Origin of the sequence: Verrucomicrobium spinosum DSM 4136 = JCM 18804 (assembly GCF_000172155.1) — a bacterium.
Classification (GTDB): Bacteria; Verrucomicrobiota; Verrucomicrobiia; order Verrucomicrobiales; family Verrucomicrobiaceae; genus Verrucomicrobium; species Verrucomicrobium spinosum.
This window is the reverse complement of the sequence record NZ_ABIZ01000001.1, coordinates 117,152-137,189: the sequence shown is the minus strand read 5'-3', so window position 1 is coordinate 137,189 and position 20,038 is coordinate 117,152. Positions and strand designations below refer to the sequence as shown.

14 protein-coding genes are annotated in these 20,038 nt (G+C 64.1%); 5 read left to right on the top strand and 9 right to left on the bottom strand.

Features of this window, described 5'->3' with window-relative positions; translation table 11 throughout:
• Positions 1-275 precede the first annotated feature (275 nt).
• Positions 276-914, top strand: a complete 639-nt coding sequence (locus VSP_RS00550) for a DUF4412 domain-containing protein (RefSeq protein WP_009958018.1) — start codon at positions 276-278, stop codon at positions 912-914.
• A 25-nt stretch (positions 915-939) separates the two neighbouring features.
• Here the strand turns inward: VSP_RS00550 and VSP_RS00545 are convergent, their stop codons facing one another.
• The 3 genes from VSP_RS00545 to biuH all read right to left on the bottom strand — a co-directional run bounded on the left by VSP_RS00545 (position 940) and on the right by biuH (position 3,057).
• Positions 940-1,332: a TIGR02588 family protein gene (locus VSP_RS00545; RefSeq protein WP_009958017.1), complete on the bottom strand. Its 393-nt coding sequence runs from the start codon at positions 1,330-1,332 to the stop codon at positions 940-942.
• A 57-nt stretch (positions 1,333-1,389) separates the two neighbouring features.
• On the bottom strand, positions 1,390-2,244 hold the full coding sequence (locus VSP_RS00540) for a TIGR02587 family membrane protein (RefSeq protein ID WP_029190068.1): 855 nt from the start codon (positions 2,242-2,244) through the stop codon (positions 1,390-1,392).
• 138 nt (positions 2,245-2,382) lie between these two features.
• A complete protein-coding gene (gene biuH / locus VSP_RS00535; RefSeq protein WP_009958015.1) occupies positions 2,383-3,057 on the bottom strand; it encodes a biuret amidohydrolase in 675 nt (224 codons plus the stop codon).
• A gap of 328 nt (positions 3,058-3,385) precedes the next feature.
• On the opposite strand from biuH, the gene VSP_RS00525 reads away from it, so the two are divergent.
• From VSP_RS00525 to VSP_RS33185, 3 genes are all read left to right on the top strand, one after another.
• Positions 3,386-5,032 (top strand): S10 family peptidase, encoded by a 1,647-nt coding sequence (locus VSP_RS00525; RefSeq protein ID WP_009958013.1) that lies wholly within the window; start codon positions 3,386-3,388, stop codon positions 5,030-5,032.
• A 324-nt stretch (positions 5,033-5,356) separates the two neighbouring features.
• Positions 5,357-6,565 (top strand): type III polyketide synthase, encoded by a 1,209-nt coding sequence (locus tag VSP_RS33190; protein WP_009958012.1) that lies wholly within the window; start codon positions 5,357-5,359, stop codon positions 6,563-6,565.
• Positions 6,562-7,752 carry an FAD-dependent oxidoreductase gene (locus VSP_RS33185; RefSeq protein ID WP_009958011.1) on the top strand — a complete coding sequence of 397 codons (1,191 nt, stop codon included), beginning with the start codon at positions 6,562-6,564 and terminating at the stop codon, positions 7,750-7,752. The genes VSP_RS33190 and VSP_RS33185 overlap by 4 nt, the downstream gene beginning before the upstream one ends.
• A 1,452-nt stretch (positions 7,753-9,204) precedes the next feature.
• Here VSP_RS33185 and ptsG read toward each other — a convergent pair.
• The 5 genes from ptsG to VSP_RS00495 form a co-directional block, all read right to left on the bottom strand.
• The gene (gene ptsG, locus VSP_RS00510; RefSeq protein ID WP_009958009.1) at positions 9,205-10,986 is read right to left on the bottom strand and encodes a PTS glucose transporter subunit IIBC; all 1,782 of its coding nucleotides are present in this window, start codon (positions 10,984-10,986) and stop codon (positions 9,205-9,207) included.
• Between the two features lies 1 nt (position 10,987).
• Positions 10,988-13,594, bottom strand: a complete 2,607-nt coding sequence (gene ptsP / locus VSP_RS33180) for a phosphoenolpyruvate--protein phosphotransferase (RefSeq protein WP_009958008.1) — start codon at positions 13,592-13,594, stop codon at positions 10,988-10,990.
• 1,244 nt (positions 13,595-14,838) lie between these two features.
• A complete protein-coding gene (locus VSP_RS41815) occupies positions 14,839-15,066 on the bottom strand; it encodes a hypothetical protein (protein WP_156346594.1) in 228 nt (75 codons plus the stop codon).
• Positions 15,067-15,256: 190 nt separating this feature from the next.
• On the bottom strand, positions 15,257-15,559 hold the full coding sequence (locus VSP_RS00500; RefSeq protein WP_009958004.1) for an RNA recognition motif domain-containing protein: 303 nt from the start codon (positions 15,557-15,559) through the stop codon (positions 15,257-15,259).
• Positions 15,560-15,796: 237 nt separating this feature from the next.
• Positions 15,797-16,864: a zinc-binding metallopeptidase family protein gene (locus VSP_RS00495; protein ID WP_029190067.1), complete on the bottom strand. Its 1,068-nt coding sequence runs from the start codon at positions 16,862-16,864 to the stop codon at positions 15,797-15,799.
• Between the two features lie 211 nt (positions 16,865-17,075).
• On the opposite strand from VSP_RS00495, the gene lpxD reads away from it, so the two are divergent.
• Positions 17,076-18,140 (top strand): UDP-3-O-(3-hydroxymyristoyl)glucosamine N-acyltransferase, encoded by a 1,065-nt coding sequence (gene lpxD / locus VSP_RS33175; RefSeq protein ID WP_425509787.1) that lies wholly within the window; start codon positions 17,076-17,078, stop codon positions 18,138-18,140.
• A gap of 99 nt (positions 18,141-18,239) precedes the next feature.
• Here the strand turns inward: lpxD and VSP_RS00485 are convergent, their stop codons facing one another.
• A complete protein-coding gene (locus VSP_RS00485; protein ID WP_009958000.1) occupies positions 18,240-19,577 on the bottom strand; it encodes an NPCBM/NEW2 domain-containing protein in 1,338 nt (445 codons plus the stop codon).
• Positions 19,578-20,038: the final 461 nt, after the last annotated feature.

The window sequence follows — 20,038 nt, the reverse complement described above, 5'->3', positions numbered from 1 at the left end:
AAAATTCAAGGTGTCGCCCCCTCCCCGGAATCCTTTACCCATCAACTGGCAACACCCCTTTTAACGTGTTGTCTCCAGCCTAGCAGTTTGACACAAGACTCTGGCAATAATTTTCGCTCCGGTTTTAGCGGCAAATCGCCTGGCGCGGAGGGGTTGCCGCCCAGCGGCAACCCCAGGGCGTCCTCACGAGGTGGTGAGGCCCTCTTTTTCTCCAACCGCGATCCCTCGCCAGTCGTAATCCGTCACAAACCCCGGGAAACCCAAATGCATGGAGTATGAAGACGAGCCCAATCCTCCGCCCCCTGCTCGGCATGGCTGTGGCCAGCGCCGCGTTTCTCCTCACCCCTGACCCCGTGCGGGCCGGGCTGGTGCTGGAGCAGACGGTGGAGGGGTCTGACGCCCGCAATGAGACGGTGATGCGCATCCAGGGCGGCATGGTGCGCGCAGACATCTGCGAGGAGCTGAGCACGATCGCCAACACCAAGGACCGGGAAGTGATGACCGTCATGCACCCGGCACGGGAGGTGACCGTCATGCGCCAGCCTGAAGCGGCGGCAGCCAAGGCCACCACCCCGCCGATGGTCCCGAAGTACACCGCCACCGGCCTGATCGAGAAGGTGAACGGCTATGACTGCGCGGTGGTCACGATGGAGGTGCTGGGCATGAAGTCCACCTTCTGGGTGGCCAAGTCCTACCCGGAGTACGACCGCATCAAGGCCGAGCTGGCCACCGTGAAATCCGCCGGCGATGCGGCCGCCCTGCCTCCGGAGATGGACGGCATGATCCTGAAAAGCTGCACCGGGAGCGAAGGCTTCCCCTGCATCACCACCGTGAAGTCCGTGCGGTTTGAGGAGATCCCAGACTCCGCCTTCCAGGCCCCCGCAGGCTACACCGTCACCCGGGCCGCGGACTGATGCCGGGTAAGACGGCCGCCCCGCGTCAGGGTTCACGGAACGAACTCGCCCGCAGGCGCACCGCCTCCTGCTCCGGCCTGGCTTGGAAAAAGAAGCCGCCCCTCCTTTCCGAGTGGGCGGGCAGGAAGTCCAGGGTCGCACTGGCCGTCTCAGTCCCGCCGTCCGGCACGGGCAGTTCTGCCTCCACCACCACCTCTGCGGCGGTTTCTCCGCCATCGTTGCGGGCCCGGAACTTCAGCAGATAGCCGTCCCCGCTGGGGGCGATGGAGTCCACCTGCACCGTGATGCGCGGGGGCGACTGGTCTCCCGCCACCGCATCCCAAACCAGCAGCCCCAGGACGGCGGTGAAGACAAGGAGCCCCGCTCCGGCGACGATCCATTCAGCAGGAGGGATGGAGGGCAAAGCTTTGGCACTCATGGATGGGGATTCGGGAACCGAAGGACGGGAGAGAGCGAGGGGGCAAGGCACCCCCGTTCAGATGATGAGCCGCGCTGCACCCGCCCCGATGGCGGCGGGGAAGCCCAGCACGATGACGCTGCCCATCAGCGTGGTGGGAGCACAGGAGTCCGTGCGCTCAAACGCCCACAAAATGACCGCGCTGATGAGCAAGGCGATGACATACCCGGGGATGGTGATGCGCAGGAACACGCTCCAGAAAGGCGTGCCCTCAGGCACATACGCCTTGCCGGAGGACTCCACCGCATGCACGAACGCGTGCATGACCACCAGGGACAGGGCGACCAGCCCCAGCACATGGGCCGGGGTCATCATGTAGGCGATGACCATCATCTCATCCGTTGGCGCCATGCTCAGCGCCAGGAAGATGGCCCCCACCATCATGAGAAAGAGCTCGCCGCGGTATTTCCTGAACCGCTTTTGATCCGCGTCCCGTTCCTCCCGGGTGGAGAATTGTCGTGCCGCCAGCAGGGCACCGATGCTGGCGGGCAGCATCTGAAGCCCGATCTTCCCGAACACCTCGCTGGCCGCCATGCCGGCCTCAATGAGACCAAAGAGCAGCAGGATCACCGCGCTGGAGACAAAGCCCACGGCGCAGGCCACAAAGGCGTCCACCACATCATCCACCCAGCCGAAAGTGGGCTCGAACCCTGAAAAGTGAGACAGCCCGACCAGCAGCGGGAAGGAGAGGATGAGGAGCAGCGCCATGCGCCCGCGATCCGCGTGAAAGCCCAGCCACCACATCTCCATGGTCATGAGCAGGGGCAGGCCAAACACGATCGCCCCGGCAAACGCCCGGGCCAGTCCCCGGAGAAAATGGCGGTTGGTGCCGCGGGGGGCGGGCTTGGGCGGTGGGCTGGCACGACGGCTCATGGGTGGACCTGGGGCCGCAGCGGCCCGTTTCTCCTCTTCCCCCACACATCGCAGGCAGACCCCGGCATGGATGCAGCGGGGTGAGGCCCGGAGGTCCCCCTGGGTTCATGACACAACCGCGCCCTCCCAACCCCTGACCTACATCACCGCGATCAGCGCTTTGGAATCCGAAACCGCCCCAAAAACGCCCCCCTGCATGGTCACCATTTTCAATGCCGCGAGATGGTTGCCGTGGTCGGTGGCACCGGTGCAGTCAGAGAGGATGAGGCACTCGTAGCCGCGGTCGTTGGCATCCCGCATGGTGGTGTGCACGCACACATCGGTGGTGATGCCGCAGAGCACGATGTTCTGGATGTTCCGCCGGGCCAGGAGGAGGTCCAGATCGGTGGCGTAGAAGCTGCCCTTGCCGGGCTTTTCTATGATCGGCTCTCCGGGCAGAGGGTACAGTTCAGGGATGATGTCCCAGCCCGCCTCACCCCGGATGAGGATGCGACCGCAGGGGCCGGTGTCGCCGATGCCCGCGCCGATGCGCTGACTGCGCCAGCGTTTGTTGGGCGGCAGGTCTGCCAGGTCCGGCCGATGCCCTTCGCGGGTGTGCATGATGTGGTAGCCCTTCGCCCGGGCCACCTCCAGCAGGTTCTTGATGGGCTCTATCGGAGCCCGCGTGAGGCTGAGGTCGTAGCCCATGGAGTCCACATAGCCTCCCGGGCCGCAGAAGTCCGTTTGCATGTCGATCACCAGGATGACGGTGTTTTCCGGGCGGAGGTCTTCGTTGTAGGGCCAGGGGTAGGGGTTTGCGTCAACAGTGGGCATGGATGGAACGGGTGAGCGGATGAAGGAAGGGAGGCATGGCGCATGCACCCCCGTCACGCGTGAAAGCCAGCACCGTGCCAACGCAGCCCCCCTCAAATGGAGCTCATCTTGAGCAGTTTGGGGTCAGCATCATTGAACGCGACACCACCCCGCCCTGTCCCAAATGTCGCGTTGGGGTCCACTTGCAACACCCGGCCGGTCCAGGTGATTCCCGGGCCATCCGGCAGCATTGCAGTCCCAGTTGGCCACCGCGACGCATCCTCTGCAAAGAGGTCTGTCCCGCGGGACAGCTGGTTCGCATTGTTTTTCCCATCTTCACCCTCCCATCATGCTCAAGCCTTTGACTCCCCTCCCCGACTGGTGCCGCCGCACCGCCGCTCTCTCGCTGGCCCTGATGGCCGCCACCTCCGCCTCCCCGATTTTCGCGGAATCGCCCTCTCCCCCGCCTGGTGGCACCCCGCCCGCAGCCGCACCCGGGCAGGCCAAACCGAACGGCAACGACAAAGAAAAGGAGAAGGAGAAAGCCAAGGAGCCGGAAAAGGCCGCTGACAAGGAGAAGGAAACACCCCGCCAGGTGCAGAGCCAGCACAGCGTGGTCATCAATGGCACGGCCGTGTCCTACACCGCCACCGCAGGCATGATGCCGCTGAAGGACGCCGAGGGCAAAACCACGGCGGAGATCTTCTTCATGGCCTACACGAAGGACGGGGTGGCCGATGTCACGAAGCGGCCGGTGACGTTCTCCTTCAACGGCGGGCCGGGATCTTCCTCCGTCTGGATGCACCTGGGCCTGCTGGGACCGCGTCGCGTGAAGCTCAAGGAAGACGGCTCCGCCCTGCCCCCGCCCTACCAGCTGGTGGACAACGAGTATTCCCTGCTCGATGAAACCGACCTCGTCTTCATCGACCCCGTGGGCACGGGCTACAGCCGGGCCACAAAGCTGGATGAGGCCAAGCGCTTCTACGGCGTGAAAGAGGACACCGCGAGCGTGGCCGAGTTCATCCGGCTGTATGTCACCAAGAACACCCGGTGGGCCTCGCCCAAGTTCCTCATCGGCGAGAGCTATGGCACCACCCGGGCGGCCGCCTTGAGCGGTGAGCTGGGCAGCAAGCACCTCATGAATCTCAACGGCATCATGCTGGTGAGCACGGTGCTGAATTTCCAGACCATCTGGGGTGGCCCGGGCAATGACCTGCCCCACGTCCTCTATCTCCCGAGCTTCACCGCGACGGCATGGCACCACAAGAAGCTCTCCGCCGAGCTCCAGAAGCTGCCGCTGACAGAGGTGCTGAAGCAGGCAGAGGCCTTTGCCATGGGCGACTACAATCATGCCCTCATGCAAGGCAGCGCCCTGCCCCCGGCCACCCGCCAGGCGGTGCTCAAGCAACTGGCCAGCTTCACCGGCCTCACGGTCGAGTACCTGGACCGCGCCGACCTCCGCCCCTCCCTGCAACGTTTCGGTGTGGAGCTGCTGCGCGACAAGGACCTCCAGATCGGCCGGTTCGACAGCCGCTACACCGGTCATGTACGTGACCGCCTGACGGAAACGACGGAGGGTGACCCCAGCGCAGACGCTGTGTTCAGCGCCTATGCGTCCACGTTCAACCACTACATCCGCACCGAGCTCAAGTTCGAGGAAGACAAACCGTACGAGATCCTCACCGGCAGCGTACAGCCGTGGAACTGGGGCGCGGAAAACGACTTCGTGAACGTGTCTGAGACCCTGGCCAAGAGCATGACCAAGAACCCCTTCCTGAAGGTGCACGTCTCCCAGGGCTACACAGATCTGGCCACGCCCTACTTCGCGGCGAAGTACACCTTCACCCACCTGGATGTCGCCCCGGACATCGCCAAAAACCTGGTGATGGATGAATACCAGTCCGGTCACATGATGTACCTGAACCTGCCCGATCTGGTGAAGCAGAAGGCAGACCTGGCCAAGTTCATCCGCGGTGCTTCTGGAGCGCAGCCTTAAATCTTGGAGGGAGGGATGGGTTTAACCACGGAGGCACAGAGAACACAGAGACTGATTTTTTTAGACAGAATTAACAAAATTAACGGAATTAGGGTTCAGCTTCCAGACAACGTCTGATCACCCGAAAACCGCAGTTGGAATCTCATTCTGTTAATTCCGTTAATTCTGTCTAAACCTCAGTTTCAGTCTCTGCGTTCTCTCTGCCTCGGTGGTCAATTCTTCGCGAACATAGACCCCTGGCCAAAATTCGGCCACGGGAAAGGCATGGCGGCTGCGTATCTGTAAGTGTCGGCCGAGCCTGCCTGACCTGCCTCCCCCAGACGAATGCCTGCCTACATCCACCACATCAGCACCCAGGTGCCGGGGCACACGTACAGGCAGAGCGACATCCGCGACAGGATCAAGTCATGGACGCGGGACCTCCGCACCCGGCGGCTCATCCACAATGTGTACAACCGCTCCGGCATCGAGACCCGCGCCAGTGTGCTGGGGGACTTTGAGCCAGACGGTGCATCTGGCCCCGCCCTCTACCAGACAGCCAGCTCCGCTGACGGCACCACCGTGCTGCCGACCGGCACCGCCGCACGCAACGCGTGCTACAGCCGGGAGGCCCGAACGCTGGCCGTGCAAGTGGCCCGCCAGGCCCTGAACGGGGCAGAGGGATTCAGCGTCGCAGACGTCACCCACATCATCTTTGCCAGTTGCACCGGCTTTACGAACCCGGGACCAGACTACCACATCATCCGTGAACTGGGGCTGAACCCCGGGGTGGAACGCTACACGTTGGGTTTCATGGGTTGTTACGCCGCCTTCCCCGCCCTGCGCATGGCGGGACAGTTCTGCGAGGCCAATCCCCGGGCGGTCGTGCTGGTGGTGTGTCTGGAGCTGTGCTCGCTCCACCTGCAGATCAATGACCAGCCGGACAGCATTCTGGCCAACTCCCTCTTCGCCGACGGGGCCGCCGCCGTGGTGGTCAGTTCAAGGAAACCTCCGCCGGAGATCCCGGCGTACCGTCTGCAATCCTTTGCCTCCGCCCTGGTCACGGACGGGGAGGCGGACATGGCGTGGGACATCGGCAACGAAGGGTTCAACATCGTGCTCAGCAGCTATGTGCCGGAGATTCTGGGCGCCCGCGTGCGGGCCCTGATGGAGGGGATCCTCCAGCGCAACGGGCTCAAGATCGAGGAAATAGACTCATGGGCCGTGCACCCGGGCGGGCGGGCCATCCTGGACAAGGTGGAGGAGGCGCTCCACCTGCCCGCGACCGCCCTGCGGGCATCGCGGCAGATCCTGCGTGACTTTGGCAACATGAGCAGCGCCACCGTGCTGTTTGTATTGAAGGAGTTGCTCGACTCTGCCGACACCCCGGCAGCCCTCACCTGCGCCATGGCCTTCGGTCCCGGTCTCACCGTGGAGACGGCGGTGCTGGAACGCTGCGGCTGCACACTCCCAGTCAACAGAGCCGCCACCCCTGCGACGGGAGAGACGGCGGAAGCCACTCCCGCGCCCGTGGCAGTGATTGCCGTGGCATGAATCCGCCCTCTCCCGCCCCAGACTGCGATGTGGCCATCGTGGGAGCCGGTCCGGTGGGGCTGCTGCTGGCCAATCTGCTGGGCTCCACCGGCCTCAAGGTGGCGGTGCTGGAAAAGAACCTCGCCCCGCCCTCTCATTCCCGCGCCATCGGCATCACCCCGCCCTCCCTGGAGATCCTGGGCTCGCTCGGGCTGTCGGACGCGTTTGTGGTGCGGGGCGTGAAGATTCAGGATGTGCACGTGCACGGGGTTTCCGGCCAGATCGGCACTTGTTCTTTCCGTGAACTTCCTGGTGCCCACCCGTACATTCTCTCCCTGCCCCAGCAGCAAACACTTTCACTCCTGGAGCAGCATCTGCGCCTGACGCCCAACGTGGCCCTGCTCCGCGGCCGGGAGGTGGCACAGGTGGAGTCGGCGGGCGGACAGGTGACACTGGGGTTCATGGAATCTGGTCCGAAAATGACCGCGCGTTTTGTGATCGCCTGTGACGGCTGGCGCAGCCCCATCCGGCAGCACTTGCAGATTCCCGTGCGGGAGAGGCGGTACGGCTGCCATTTTGTGATGGGCGACTTCATTGACCGCAGCGGCATGGCGGAGCAGGCGCATTTGTTCTTCACCCCGGACGGAGCGGTAGAGTCATTTCCTCTACCCGGTGGCATCCGGCGCTGGATCGTGCAGACGCCCGGCCCCATGCTGGTGATCCCGCGGGGATTCATCAGCCGGATCGTGCAGCAACGCGCAGGCCTCGTGCTGGACGCGGCCAGCCAGCTGAACCACAGCACCTTCAACCCCCAGCGGCTGGACTGCGCCTCGCTCTATCGCGGGCGGGTCATCCTCTGCGGAGATGCCGCCCACGCCATGAGCCCCATCGGCGGCCAGGGCATGAATGTGGGCTTTGCCGATGCCGAGATGCTCGCGGAACTGTTGCCCGAGATGGTCCGGGGCGCAGGAGACCCTGCGGAGAAGCTGGAGCGCTATGAACAAGAACGCAGGCGCGCCGCCCGGATCGCTGCGAATCGCGCCGCCCAAGGCATGTGGCTGGGGACCTGGACAGGGGGCTCCGCCTCCTGGCTGCGGGATGTGATTCTGGGCGGCGTGTTGTTGCAAGGCCCGTTCGCGAGGCTCATGGCCAGCCGGTTTGCGATGATGGATGTGCCGCGGGAGAGGCGGGAAGCAGTGAAAAGTTGAGAGTGAAAGGTGCACCCCTGATGAGGCAACCGAAGCGGTCGCCCTACAACCCAAGATGGCTGGAGGCGAGGTCAGGAACAGAACCCCCAAAGACCTTCGCACACCCAACTCACCCCAGACACCCTGTAGGGCAAGCGCTCCGCTTGCCACGCGCCACCCCTGATGAGGCAACCGAAGCAGTCGCCCTACAACCCAGGGTGGCTGGATCCGCGGCCGAAAACAGAGCACCCAAAGACCTTCGTACACCCAACCCGCCCCTGACGCCCTGTAGGGCAAGCGCTCCGCTTGCCACGCGCCACCCCTGATGAGGCAACCGAAGCAGTCGCCCTACAACCCAGGGTGGCTGGATCCGCGGCCGAAAACAGAACACCCAAAGACCTTCGCTCACCCACCCCACCCCAGACGCCCTGTAGGGCAAGCGCCCCGCTTGCCACGCGCCACCCCTGATGAGGCAACCGAAGCAGTCGCCCTACAACCCAGGGTGGTTGGAGGCGAGGTCAGGAACAGAACATCCAAGGGCCATTGGTCGTTCGACTCCCCCCAGACGCCCTGTAGGGCAAGCGCTCCGCTTGCCGCGCGCCACCCCTCATGAGGCAACCGAAGCAGTCGCCCTACAACCCAGGGTGGCTGGATCCGCGGCCGAAAACAGAACCCCCAAAGACCTTCGCACACCCAACGCCGCCCCAGACGCCCTGTAGGGCAAGCGCCCCGCTTGCCACGCGCCACCCCTGACTGAGGCAACCGATGCGGTCGCCCTACAACCCAAGATCGCTGGATCCGCGGCCGAAAACAGAGCACCCAAAGACCTTCGCACACCCAACTCACCCCAGACACCCTGTAGGGCAAGCGCCCCGCTTGCCGCGCGCCACCCCTGATGAGGCAACCGAAGCAGTCGCCCTACAACCCAGGGTGGCTGGATCCGCGGCCGAAAACAGAGCCCCCAAAGACCTTCGCACACCCAACGCCGCCCCAGACGCCCTGTAGGGCAAGCGCCCCGCTTGCCACGCCCCACCCCTGATTCGGCAACCGAAGCAGTCGCCCTACAACCCAGGGTGGCTGGATCCGCGGCCGAAAACAGAGCCCCCAAAGACCTTCGCACACCCAACGCCGCCCCAGACGCCCTGTAGGGCAAGCGCCCCGCTTGCCACGCGCCACCCCTGATGAGGCAACCGAAGCAGTCGCCCTACAACCCAGGGTGGCTGGATCCGCGGCCGAAAACAGAGCCCCCAAAGACCTTCGCACACCCAACGCCGCCCCAGACGCCCTGTAGGGCAAGCGCTCCGCTTGCCACGCGCCACCCCTGACTGAGGCAACCGGAGCGGTCGCCCTACAGACCCAGGTAGAATCCGGGGTCGAAAGGTGGGACGTGGGACTCGCTCCTTGGACAATCCCCTCCCGCGCGTCAACTCAGGTCTTCTGTCTTCTGTCTTCTGTCTTCCAGTCTTCTGTCTCTTACCCCTCTGTCTGCCCTCGCATCTCGACCGCATACTGCTCCGCGTTCAACCCCGCGAGAAGGTGCAACGTGCGGCCGGGGAGCCTGATCACGGCACCGATGCCCTCTTTGAGCAGGGCGGGCTCGTTGATGCGGCCTTCATCCTGCACCACGAGGCGCAGGCGGGTCTCGGCGCATGCCTCCACACGCTCGATGTTGGCCTTGCCGCCGAGCGCGGCGATGTAGGCGCTGGCTTTGCGGGCCGCGTCCGGATCGCACCCTTCGGGCTGTGGGCCGGTGGGGGCTGTAGCGGGCTGCACCGGTGGCGCTGGCTCCACTTCATCCGCCTCAGATCCCGCGGACTTGAGGTACTCTTGAATTTCCGTCTTCAGGTTTTCACTGCGGGTGCCGAAGATCGCCTGCACGCCGTCACCCACCACCAACACGCCAGCGGCGCCCAGGGCTTTGAGTGTCTCAGCGTTCGCCTTCTGCACATCTGCCACCTGCACGCGCAGGCGGGTGATGCAGGCATCCAGGTTCACGATGTTGGAACGCCCGCCCAAGGCGCGCACGAGCTGCAGGGCAAAGCTGTCTGCCCCGGTGTCCCGGGCGGCTTTGACCGACTCGTCCTCCACCTCCCGCCCCGGGGTCATGAGGTTGAACTTCCGGATCGCATACGTGAACACGCTGTAGTACAGGACTGCCCAGACCGGCCCCAGGACAAAGAGCCAAAGGGCACCATGGGACTTGGGAAACAACACCACGTAGTCAATGAGCCCGTGAGAGAAGGTAAAGCCGTGCTTGATGCCCAGCAGCACGCAGAGGCAGTAGGCCAGCCCGGCCAGCACCGCGTGAATGCCATACAGCACCGGGGCAACGAAGAGGAAGGCAAACTCGATGGGCTCGGTGATGCCGGTGAGGAAGGCGGTGAGCGCGCCGGAGATCATGATGCCGCCCACCTTGGCCCGGTTTTCCGGTCGGGCAGAGCGCCACATGGCGATGGCGGCGGCAGGCAGGCCCCACATCTTGAAAAGATAGCCCCCGGTCATGTTGCCCGCCGTGGGATCCCCGGAAATAAAGCGGGCGATCTCCCCATGCACGACCTGACCGGAGGCAGGATCGTGGAAATCACCTGCCTGGAAGAAGAAGGGCACGTTCCACACATGATGCAGGCCAAAGGGGATGAGCGCCCGCTCCACCACGCCATAAATCGTGAACGCCAGAGCAGGCTGGCCATGCACGGCCCAGTTGGAAAACGCCTTGATGGCCCCGCCGATGGGCGGCCAGATGAAGCTGAGCACGGCACCCGCGATGATGACGGCAAAGGCCGTGATGATGGGCACTGAGCGCTTCCCCGCAAAGAAGCCGAGATAACTGGGGAGCTGGATCTTGTAAAAGCGGTTGAACACCGCCGCTGCGATGAGCCCGACGATGATGCCGCCAAAGACCCCGGTCTCGATGGAGGGAATGCCCATGATGGGCGTGACCTCAATGCCGCGCAGCTTCGCGCAGATGCCCATGGCGGCGAGGAAGACGACAAACCCCACCGTGCCCGCCAGGGCAGACACCCCATCGTTGTCTGTAAGGCCGATGGCCACCCCGATGGCAAACAGCAGCGGCAGATTGGCAAAGATCGCGTTCCCCGAAGACGCCATGATCTGGGAGACGATCTCCGGCAGCCACGAGAAGTTCGCGCTGCCCACTCCCAGCAGGATGCCAGCCACGGGGAGCACAGAGACCGGCAGCATCATGCACTTGCCGATCTTCTGCAGCAGGGAAAAGGCGTTTTTGAACGAGGGCATGTCAGTGGACGGCTAGGGTGGGTTCACACGCCAGAGGAGCGGCAGAGGGATTCGCCCCCCGGGGCGGTGCTGGACGTTCGTCAGGATCGCCCACCAGCGCACGCACCTCCTCGGGAGAGCCCGCTGCGAGCGCCTTTTGCGCAAGCACGCGGCACTCCTCCAGATTCAGTGAGCGGATCTGCGCCTTGACGGCGGGGATCGATGGCAGGCTCACGCTCAGTTCATCCACGCCCAGACCGATGAGGATAGGCACGGCGTGAGGATCGCTGGCGAGGCCACCGCAGATGCCCACGAACCGGTCTTCCCCATGCGCCCCCTGCACGGTGAGGGCAATGAGCTGAAGCACCGCGGGGTTCAAGCCGTCAACCTTGGGCGCCAGCTTGGGATGGCCCCGGTCCATGGCCAGGGTGTATTGCGTAAGGTCATTGGTGCCGATGGAGAAGAAGTCAGCCTCCCTGGCAAACTGCGCGGCCATGACCGCAGCCGCCGGCACCTCCACCATGATGCCGGTGGGGATGGTGGGCAGGCCCAGACGCTCCGCCTCCTCCGCCATGATAGCCTTCACCTCACGCAGTTCGCCCAGGGTGGCGATCATGGGGAACATCACGCTCACCCTCTTCCCCGCCGGTGCGGCCCGCAGGATGGCGCGGAGCTGAGTGCGCAGCAGTTCCGGGCGGTCCAGCCCCACGCGCACGCCCCGCTCACCCAGGAAGGGGTTGTCCTCCTTGGGGATGGGCAGATAGGAGAGCGGCTTGTCCCCGCCCACATCCAGTGTCCGGATGATCACGGGGCCATCTGTGCCCACCGCCTCGATGATGGCACGGTAGGACTCGTACTGCTGGTCCTCCGTGGGAGCATCGGCGCGCTCCATGAAGAGGAACTCCGAGCGCAGCAGCCCCACCCCTTCACCGCCCAGACCGGCGATCTTCTTCGCGTCCTTGAGCCCGCCGATATTGGCCGCCACCTCGATGCGGTGGCCATCCTGCGTGATGGCCGGCTCATGCGCGTGAGCCTGATCCTCCTCACGCTTGAGCTCTGCACGATCCTGCGCGGCACGGATGCGCGTTATTTCCTCCGCCCCGGGATGCAGGCGCAGGGTGCCCTTGCCCGCATCCAGGATGGCGGCGGTGCCATTGGGCACGTCCAGCACCGCAGGCTCTGTGCCCGCCAGGGCAGGCAGCCCCAGGGAGCGGGCGAGAATGGCCACGTGGGATGTGGCACCGCCGCGCACGGTGCAGAAGCCCATGACGCGCGTGCGATCCAGCGAGGCTGTATCGGAAGGCGTGAGATCTTCGGCAATGAGGATGGCATTCTGCGGATACTCCAACCGGGGCAGCTCCGCCCCGGTCAGCAGCGCCAGCACCCGCCGTCCCACATCGCGCACATCATTGGCCCGCTGGGCCAGCAGTTCATTGCGCAGCGCGGCCAGGCGGTTCGCATGCGTGTTCACCGCCGCCCGCCAGGCAAAGGCCGCGCTCTTGCCCTTGGAGATCGCAGACTCCGCGATCTCCAGCAGATCCGGGTCTGACACCAGCTCCTCGTGCGCGGCAAAGATGGCCGCCTTGGCCGCGTCCGACTTCGCATGGAGCTGGGCGCGGATGGCACCAAGCTGCCCTTTGGCGGTCTCGATCGCAGCGCTCAGATGGCGGCGTTCATCGTCCACCCCGTCTCCTTCCTCGGCGACCGCGATCTCGGTGTGTTTCACCTGGAAGACCTCTCCCACCGCCAGGCCTGGCGAGGCCGTCACGCCCAGCAGCACATCGGGATCTTCTGACTTCCTCCGCGAAGCCTCGGCCGGTGCGGAGGCGGAAACCGATGCCGGTGCGGGTGCCGGTGCAGAGCTCTCATCACCGCTGCCCTGGGCCAGCACTTCAGACAACCTCGCCACCGCGGCATCAGCCTTCTCCCCACTGGCGATGACATGCACCTTGTCCCCACGTGCCACCTCCAGCGCCATGATGGAGGTCACGCTGCGGGCATTGGCCTGGCGGTCGCCCACCTGCAGCCTGATCGCTGTGCCGTGGAAACTCTTGGCCACGTTGGCAATCACCGCCGCAGGGCGGGCATGCAGCCCGCTGGCATTGGGAATGAGGATGGCCTCTGAGGTGACTGGCGCGGCATCACTCCCCTCCCCACCTTCAGCAGCCGCATGGAGTTCTAGAGTCAACAAGAGGTCCCGGCCCGCCACCACGCTGCCGGAGGCCTTTTCCCATCGCTCCACCCGGTCGCTGTTGGCGATCACCACCTGCGTGAGCACGCTCCGGGCATGGGTGGCGATGAAGTCGAGATCGAACTCGATGAGCGGCGTCCCGGTCTGCACCCGGTCTCCCACCTTGACCTTCGCCGTGAAGCCCTGGCCCTTGAGCGCCACGGTATCGATGCCGATGTGCATGAGCACTTCTGCGCCCTCCGCGGTGCGCAGCGTCACCGCATGCCCCGCAGCGTGCAACGTCATCACCTCCCCATCGCAGGGCGCCATCAACACCGCATCCACCGGATCGATCGAGATGCCATCGCCGACCATCTTCTGGGCAAACACAGGGTCAGGGATGCGTTCGATGGGCCAGATCTGGCCGGAGAGGGGAGCGAGCAAGCGGAGGGTGGCCATGACCGGATGAGAAAAGAAATTGCTACCGTATGTACGAGCCTCGCATTCCACAGGCCGCGTGCCTCAGGCTTCAGGCTTCACCCCCAGCGCCGCCGATGGGCCGGGGATGATCCACATCCCCGCGACGCGGGTGACAAGAAGGCAGGCTCCGAAGAGAAGACATGAACTTCATGGGTGGCTCTCCCGTCCAATGCTAATCCATCTGCATGGATGGAGAGGAATGGACAAAATCAAAATACTCCCGTGCGTGGTTTTCTGGCAAGCAGGATGTCAGACGCCGGGACAAAAGTAGCGAGGCCGCGGCGCAGCGACAGTTCAATGGAGTGCAGAGCTTTAGCTCGGTATTGGATGAAGGGGGAGGCACGACTGCGCCTTGCGGCCATAAAGCCACCCTTGGGCAGTTGGCAGCACTCCCCGGGAAAACATCGCATACCGGGAAGTCAGTGCCTCCTCACGTCGACAACTACGACCGGCCTTGTTGTCCTCACGGCAGAAGGAATTCTCAAACACCTTCTGTATCCGCACCCAGCCTGATGGCTCGCGCCTCTCCTCCCACCCACTGGTGTTTGATCCCCCACCACCCAGCGCCCCTGTAGTTGTCCACGTGAGGAGGCACTCGCTGAAGCGTCTGCAAGCTTCGCCTTCCCTGACGCCCTGTAGGGCAAGCGCCCCGCTTGCCACGCGCCACCCCTGATTCGGCAACCGAGGCGGTCGCCCTACAACCCAAGGTAGTTGGATGCGAGGTCAGGAGCAGAACATCCAAAGACCTTCGCTCACCCAACCCACCCCGGACACCCTGTAGGGCAAGCGCTCCGCTTGCCACGCGCTGCCCCTGATTCGGCAACCGAGGCGGTCGCCCTACAGACCCAGGGTGGTTGAATCCGCGGCCGAAAACAGAACCCCCAAAGACCTTCGCTCACCCAACCCACCCCTGACACCCTGTAGGGCAAGCGCCCCGCTTGCCACGCGCCACCCCTGATTCGGCAACCGAGGCGGTCGCCCTACAACCCAAGATGGCTGGATCCGCGGCCGAAAACAGAGCCCCCAAAGACCTTCGCACACCCAACGCCGCCCCAGACGCCCTGTAGGGCAAGCGCCCCGCTTGCCACGCGCCACCCCTGATTCGGCAACCCTACAACCCAAGATCGCTGGATCCGCGGCCGAAAACAGAACCCCCAAAGACCTTCGCACACCCAACCCGCCCCTGACGCCCTGTAGGGCAAGCGCCCCGCTTGCCACGCGCGCTACACTGGCGGCCTCATGTGCCCCTCCACGACGGGACACGGAGACACAGGAAAAGGAGAGCCGGACTCTGATTCCTCTATCCGGTCAATGATCGCCATCACATGGCAGGCACTGGGGGTGCGTTGCGCCCCGCGGTAGAAGGTCACGCAACCTCCGGCCTCCGCATAACTGTCAGCGTCGTGCAGACAGACCCGCCCGCAAATGAACCAGATGCGGAAATGTTTCATGATGGACTCGGGCCTCTGGCGGCCTCCAGTTTGGTGCACTGGGGGAGGCACCCCTTGGGGTTCGATCCCACTACAGACGACAAATCCCACGAGGCGGGAAGCGTCCGTGAAATAATAAAAGAGGGGTCATGCGAGATGACACCCTCTCAAGCAAATGGGGGGGAAGGCTTTCCCCGCCATCACACTGGACTTACCAGCGACCGCCGCCGCTGCCGCTGTTGCTGAACTGGCCCTCAGGGCGGTCCGTACGCGGACGCGCCTCAGAGACTTCAAGCTTGCGCTGCATCCATTCCTTGCCGCCCAGAGCGCGGATGGCCCCCTGCATGGCATCGGCGGAGTCCATGGTGACAAACGCGAAACCACGCGGGCGCCCGGAGGTGCGGTCGGTGGGCATGTTGACTTCTCGAACTTCACCGTGGGCGGAGAAAAGGCTGCGGACGTCATCTTCAGTAGCAGTCCATGGCAGGTTGCCGACGTACATTTTGGTGTTCATAGTATTGGTGCTCGGACCCTCTGCTTGCGTCTTGGACTGTTCCCGAGTTGCCGGGTTTCAAATCACTCACGAACACAACGTTCATCAGGGTGACCTACCATGCCTTTGATTGGACAGCTGTTCTAGCTGCCGCAGCATCGTCCTCTTCCGGGCGAAAGATAGCATTAGTTTTGATTAATATGCCCGCAAGGCCGGAATCAGCTCAACCTCATGATCTTCGCCGGGGCCTGATTCTCATCATGGTCCCGTCCCCTGGCGGCACGTTTGCACAAAATAGTGGATGAGCCGGAGCTTGCGGGCCACACCCCCGTCAATCACAAAGGGATAGAGCATCGGCTGTCCTGCGCTGGCAGACAGCTCATTGAGCACCGCCGCCACCTGCAGCCACGCGGACAGGTTCAGGAGGAATCCTGCATCATCCAGCTTCCGGCCGCCGAGCACCCCGGGCAGCGCCACCGTTGTGGGCTCGAACTGGTCACAGGTCAGCGTCAGCTGGGACAGGTCCAGCCCCAGACTGTGAAAGGTCTGCAGGCCGTCCATCATCTGCAGATAGTGCGCCCAGGTCTCCGCCCAGTCCTCCCATGGGTGACAGGAGGCATAGGCGCTGATGAAGTTGTCCGGGGAGCAGGCGTTCCCCACCGCATAGTGGTGATAGAGCGCCCAGCTGTAGTCCTGGCGCTCATCCCCAAAACACTCCCTGAACGCCAGCCGGTGCGCGTGATTCCAGGGCAGGGCATCAAACCACTGCTGCCACACAAAGTGACCGCTCTCATGACGGAAATGCCCCAAAAGGGTGCGGCTCTCTTCGCCCAGGGTCTGGCGGTTGATCTGCCGGTAGGTGTCGTCCGCCTCCTCCAGATTCACCGTGATCAATCCGTTCAAGTGCCCCATCGTCACGCCTGAGTCCAGCCGGGTGCTGACGATGCGGAAGGTCAGCCCGTCAATGACGTTGCGCCCGCCTGGCGTCATGGGAATACCCAGACCGATCAACTCAAAGATCAACCGTCGCTTGGCCGCCTCCACCTTGCCCCACAGCATCACATTGCGGGGGTCCCCCAGATTGGGGATCATCCGGTCCATCCGGCAGGAGAGGCACAAGCCCCCCTGCTGCCCGGGCAGGGCCAGCCAGTTGCACACCCCATATCGTACACCGTTGGCGCACAGCCGCGCAGGAGCGGCACCGGCAGACTCCAGCACCACAAAGGCCTTCCGGACCGGATCACAGGCCACCGGGCGACGGCAGGCCAGACACGACGTGCTGTCGAAGAACAAGGTGTTGCCGCAGGGGCAGAGGAAGCGTTGCATCAGACAGGCAGAACGGAAAAGCCGGATCATCACCCTGGCGATGACCGCATGGCCATCTCTTCTCATCCACTGGGAAGGGCAGGCTGCGTCCGCACAGGCGCAAAACCCCCGTGGGCTCCCTGTTCCTTCCGCCCTGTGCAGGAATGCGCAACCCGTTTCTCACTCCTCAAGATGAACCCCTGATACACTTTTACTGTCAAATCCCTATCATATGGCGGCGACTATGCGAAAAGGGGCGATGTACATCCCCGTGTCGGAACTCATGGCTCTTCTTCCGGCACAGCTGTTGTCCGGTAGCATTAGCACGCTCATTTCAGGCTTTGCCTCACTGAAAGAAGCCGGCCCCGGAGACCTGAGTTTCTTTAGCGACATGCGGTACCGCCGCCTGTTGGAACAGACCCAGGCCACCGCCGTCCTCATGCCCATGGACTGGACCGTGTTTCCGGAAAATGTGGTTTGTCTGGGCGTTCAGAATCCCTCCGTGGCCTTTGAGACCGTCACGGAGCGCTTCGGCCTCCAGCCCGAACCCTTCACCCCCGGCGTTCATGCCTCTGCTGTGGTGGGCAATTGCGTGGACACGAACCTGGACAAGATAAAGATCGGCCCAAACGCGGTGATTGAAGACGGTGTCCACATCGGCGACGGCTCCGAGGTAGGTGCCGGCTGTTTTGTCGGCCGGGGTGTCTCCATGGGCGAAGACTGCCGCATGCACGCCAACTCCACGGTGCATGAAGGCTGCCAGCTCGGTGACCGCGTCGTCCTCCACTCCAGCTCCGTGATTGGGGCCGATGGCTTTGGCTATGTGTTCAAGGATGGCCGCCACCGGAAGGTGCGCCAGTCCGGCATCGTCCAGCTCGACGATGACGTGGAGATCGGTGCCAGCTCCACCGTGGACCGCGCCCGCTTCGGCCGCACCTGGATCGGAGAAGGCACCAAGATCGACAACCAGGTGCAGATCGCCCACAACGTGGTGGTGGGCAAGCATTGCATCATTATCGCCGGCTGCGGCATCGCCGGCAGTTCCCGGGTGGGCGACTACGTCGTCATCGCTGCACAGTCCGGTGTCGCCGGTCATGTCAGCATCGGTTCCCAGTGCACACTCGCCGCCCGCACGGTCGTGACCAAGGACCTCCCCCCCGGTTCAGGAACCTACATGGGCTTCCCCGCCACCCCCGTCATGGAAGAACGCCGCCGCATGGTCGCCGGCCGCCAGCTCCCCGAGCTCATGGAACGCGTCCGGAACCTCGAACAAGCACGGAAGAACGGAGCTCAGTAAACCAGTGCGTCGGCAGGTCAGTGCGTCAGTGCGTCAGGCCAACATATTCGCCCTGGCTCGTTGCTTTCCGCTTACCATTCACCGCTCACCTCTTACCATTTACCTCTTACCGACCCTCGGCTCTCCCCAGATGGCGTAGTTCGCCTTGGGATCAAGCCCCCGCCCCTTCGCGAGGAGCTGTAGCGAGGAAATACCGGTGAGGTCACAGGTCATGAGCTGCGCGGGATCCGTGCCGTTGACGGTGACACTGCCGAGCGGTTTGCCATCGCCCAGCACCGTGAATTCGACGCGCCCCCTGGCCCCCAGTTCAGGGTGCAACCCGGCCAGCACGGTGAAGCGGCCATAGACATTCTTGGGCAGAGGGAAGGTCAGGGTCTTGCCCATCACCACGCTGATGCCGCGGGTGAGTTCGCGGGTCTCTGCGGGTGCGTTGTCGCGTGTGGCAGCAGGGGCAGCCAGCTTCAGGGGAACGGGACGGGTGCCTTTCTCCATGAGGAACCCGCTGCGGGCACAGCCCCAGTTCGGTGAGCCGGCGAACTGCGATTGGGGGTAGTAGAGGTTCACGGCCTCGATGGGAAAGAAGCCCGCGATGTCCACATCGCGCAATGCCGTCAGCTCCGCGGGCTCGCCACGCTCCTGGGCCAGGCAGAGCACGGTGTAGAGCGCATCCGCCGTGACCTGCGCATCCACCACCGCCGCCTTCATCTGCCAGGTCTTCACCGTCTCCGGGTCTTTCGCATAGAGCGCCTGCAGGATGGGGAGGGTGGTCTGCCGGGCATTGAGGATGCCTTCGTGGATGCGGTGCAGCAGACGCCATGAGGCCTCCTCCACACTCAGGCCCAGCAGTTGCGGTTTGTAGCCGGGGATCTTCACGTCCAGCGTCCCGTTTTCGATGGGACCGTGCATGGGCAGGCCCTTCATGTCGTCAGGCGGCGGCAGGAACTGGGTGAGCAGGGTGAACATGTTATCACCCGGAACCGTATGCGACGGGCTGCCGTAGTCCTCCAGCTGGTGGCAGATCGTGCCCAGGTACTTGGCCGCATCGGTCGTCTGCCCCGCCTTGAGCGCCGCCACCGCCCGGCCCATGAAATAACGCAGCGCGTCCAGATTCACCGCCTGGGAGGCATCCGGCAGATGCAGGTTGAGCAGGTACACCTCCCCCGGCCGCGTCTCCGGCATCGCCGCGTACCTGGCATTCTCCTTGTCCGTGTACACCTCATCGGGGATCAGGCAGTACTTGCCCGCCAGCATTTCCATCTCGGGGCCCAGCAGTTCTTTCTGCCAGTCCGGCAGCACCTCCGTGGCCGCCTTCGTGATGGCCAGATGCGGCTCCCCCCAGGCGTGGGCGGAGAGCGGCAGGAACACGACGGTCGTGATGGCGAAAACCTGGACCAACGGGAACAGGCGGTGCTGGAGGAAGCGGGTGCAGGCGTTCATGACATGACAAAGGCAGATCGATGTCCACACCCGTGCAATGACCGGATGAGCAAGGATGAAACGTGATCGCTCGAGATTTTCTCAGAGGAATCACGAACCCCGGCCGCCGTGCGGCAGGGTCAGAGCAAGGCGCGGCGGTCGGTGCCAGCACCCACAACCGCCGAGGGAAAGCGGAGCGACTGGCGCGCTGCTTCGACGCCGCGTCCCCATCGCCCAGCACCCTGTAGGGCAAGCGCCCCGCTTGCCACAAGCGACCCCTGACCGAGGCAACCGAGGCGGTCGCCCTACAACCCCGGGGCAATTGGATGCGAGGTCAGGAGCAGCACATCCAAGGGCCATTGGTCGTTCAACGCCACCCCAGACGCCCTGTAGGGCAAGCGCTCCGCTTGCCGCGCGCCACCCCTGATTCGGCAACCGAAGCGGTCGCCCTACAACCCAGGGTAGTTGGATGCGAGGTCAGG

Excerpts from the sequence above, each read along its gene's own strand:
- VSP_RS00550 (WP_009958018.1), top strand. The coding sequence starts at position 276 with ATGAAGACGAGCCCAATCCTCCGCCCCCTGCTCGGCATGGCTGTGGCC.
- VSP_RS00545 (WP_009958017.1), bottom strand. The coding sequence starts at position 1,332 with ATGAGTGCCAAAGCTTTGCCCTCCATCCCTCCTGCTGAATGGATCGTC.
- VSP_RS00540 (WP_029190068.1), bottom strand. The coding sequence starts at position 2,244 with ATGAGCCGTCGTGCCAGCCCACCGCCCAAGCCCGCCCCCCGCGGCACC.
- biuH (WP_009958015.1), bottom strand. The coding sequence starts at position 3,057 with ATGCCCACTGTTGACGCAAACCCCTACCCCTGGCCCTACAACGAAGAC.
- VSP_RS00525 (WP_009958013.1), top strand. The coding sequence starts at position 3,386 with ATGCTCAAGCCTTTGACTCCCCTCCCCGACTGGTGCCGCCGCACCGCC.
- VSP_RS33190 (WP_009958012.1), top strand. The coding sequence starts at position 5,357 with ATGCCTGCCTACATCCACCACATCAGCACCCAGGTGCCGGGGCACACG.
- VSP_RS33185 (WP_009958011.1), top strand. The coding sequence starts at position 6,562 with ATGAATCCGCCCTCTCCCGCCCCAGACTGCGATGTGGCCATCGTGGGA.
- ptsG (WP_009958009.1), bottom strand. The coding sequence starts at position 10,986 with ATGCCCTCGTTCAAAAACGCCTTTTCCCTGCTGCAGAAGATCGGCAAG.
- ptsP (WP_009958008.1), bottom strand. The coding sequence starts at position 13,594 with ATGGCCACCCTCCGCTTGCTCGCTCCCCTCTCCGGCCAGATCTGGCCC.
- VSP_RS41815 (WP_156346594.1), bottom strand. The coding sequence starts at position 15,066 with ATGAAACATTTCCGCATCTGGTTCATTTGCGGGCGGGTCTGTCTGCAC.
- VSP_RS00500 (WP_009958004.1), bottom strand. The coding sequence starts at position 15,559 with ATGAACACCAAAATGTACGTCGGCAACCTGCCATGGACTGCTACTGAA.
- VSP_RS00495 (WP_029190067.1), bottom strand. The coding sequence starts at position 16,864 with ATGCAACGCTTCCTCTGCCCCTGCGGCAACACCTTGTTCTTCGACAGC.
- lpxD (WP_425509787.1), top strand. The coding sequence starts at position 17,076 with ATGGCGGCGACTATGCGAAAAGGGGCGATGTACATCCCCGTGTCGGAA.
- VSP_RS00485 (WP_009958000.1), bottom strand. The coding sequence starts at position 19,577 with ATGAACGCCTGCACCCGCTTCCTCCAGCACCGCCTGTTCCCGTTGGTC.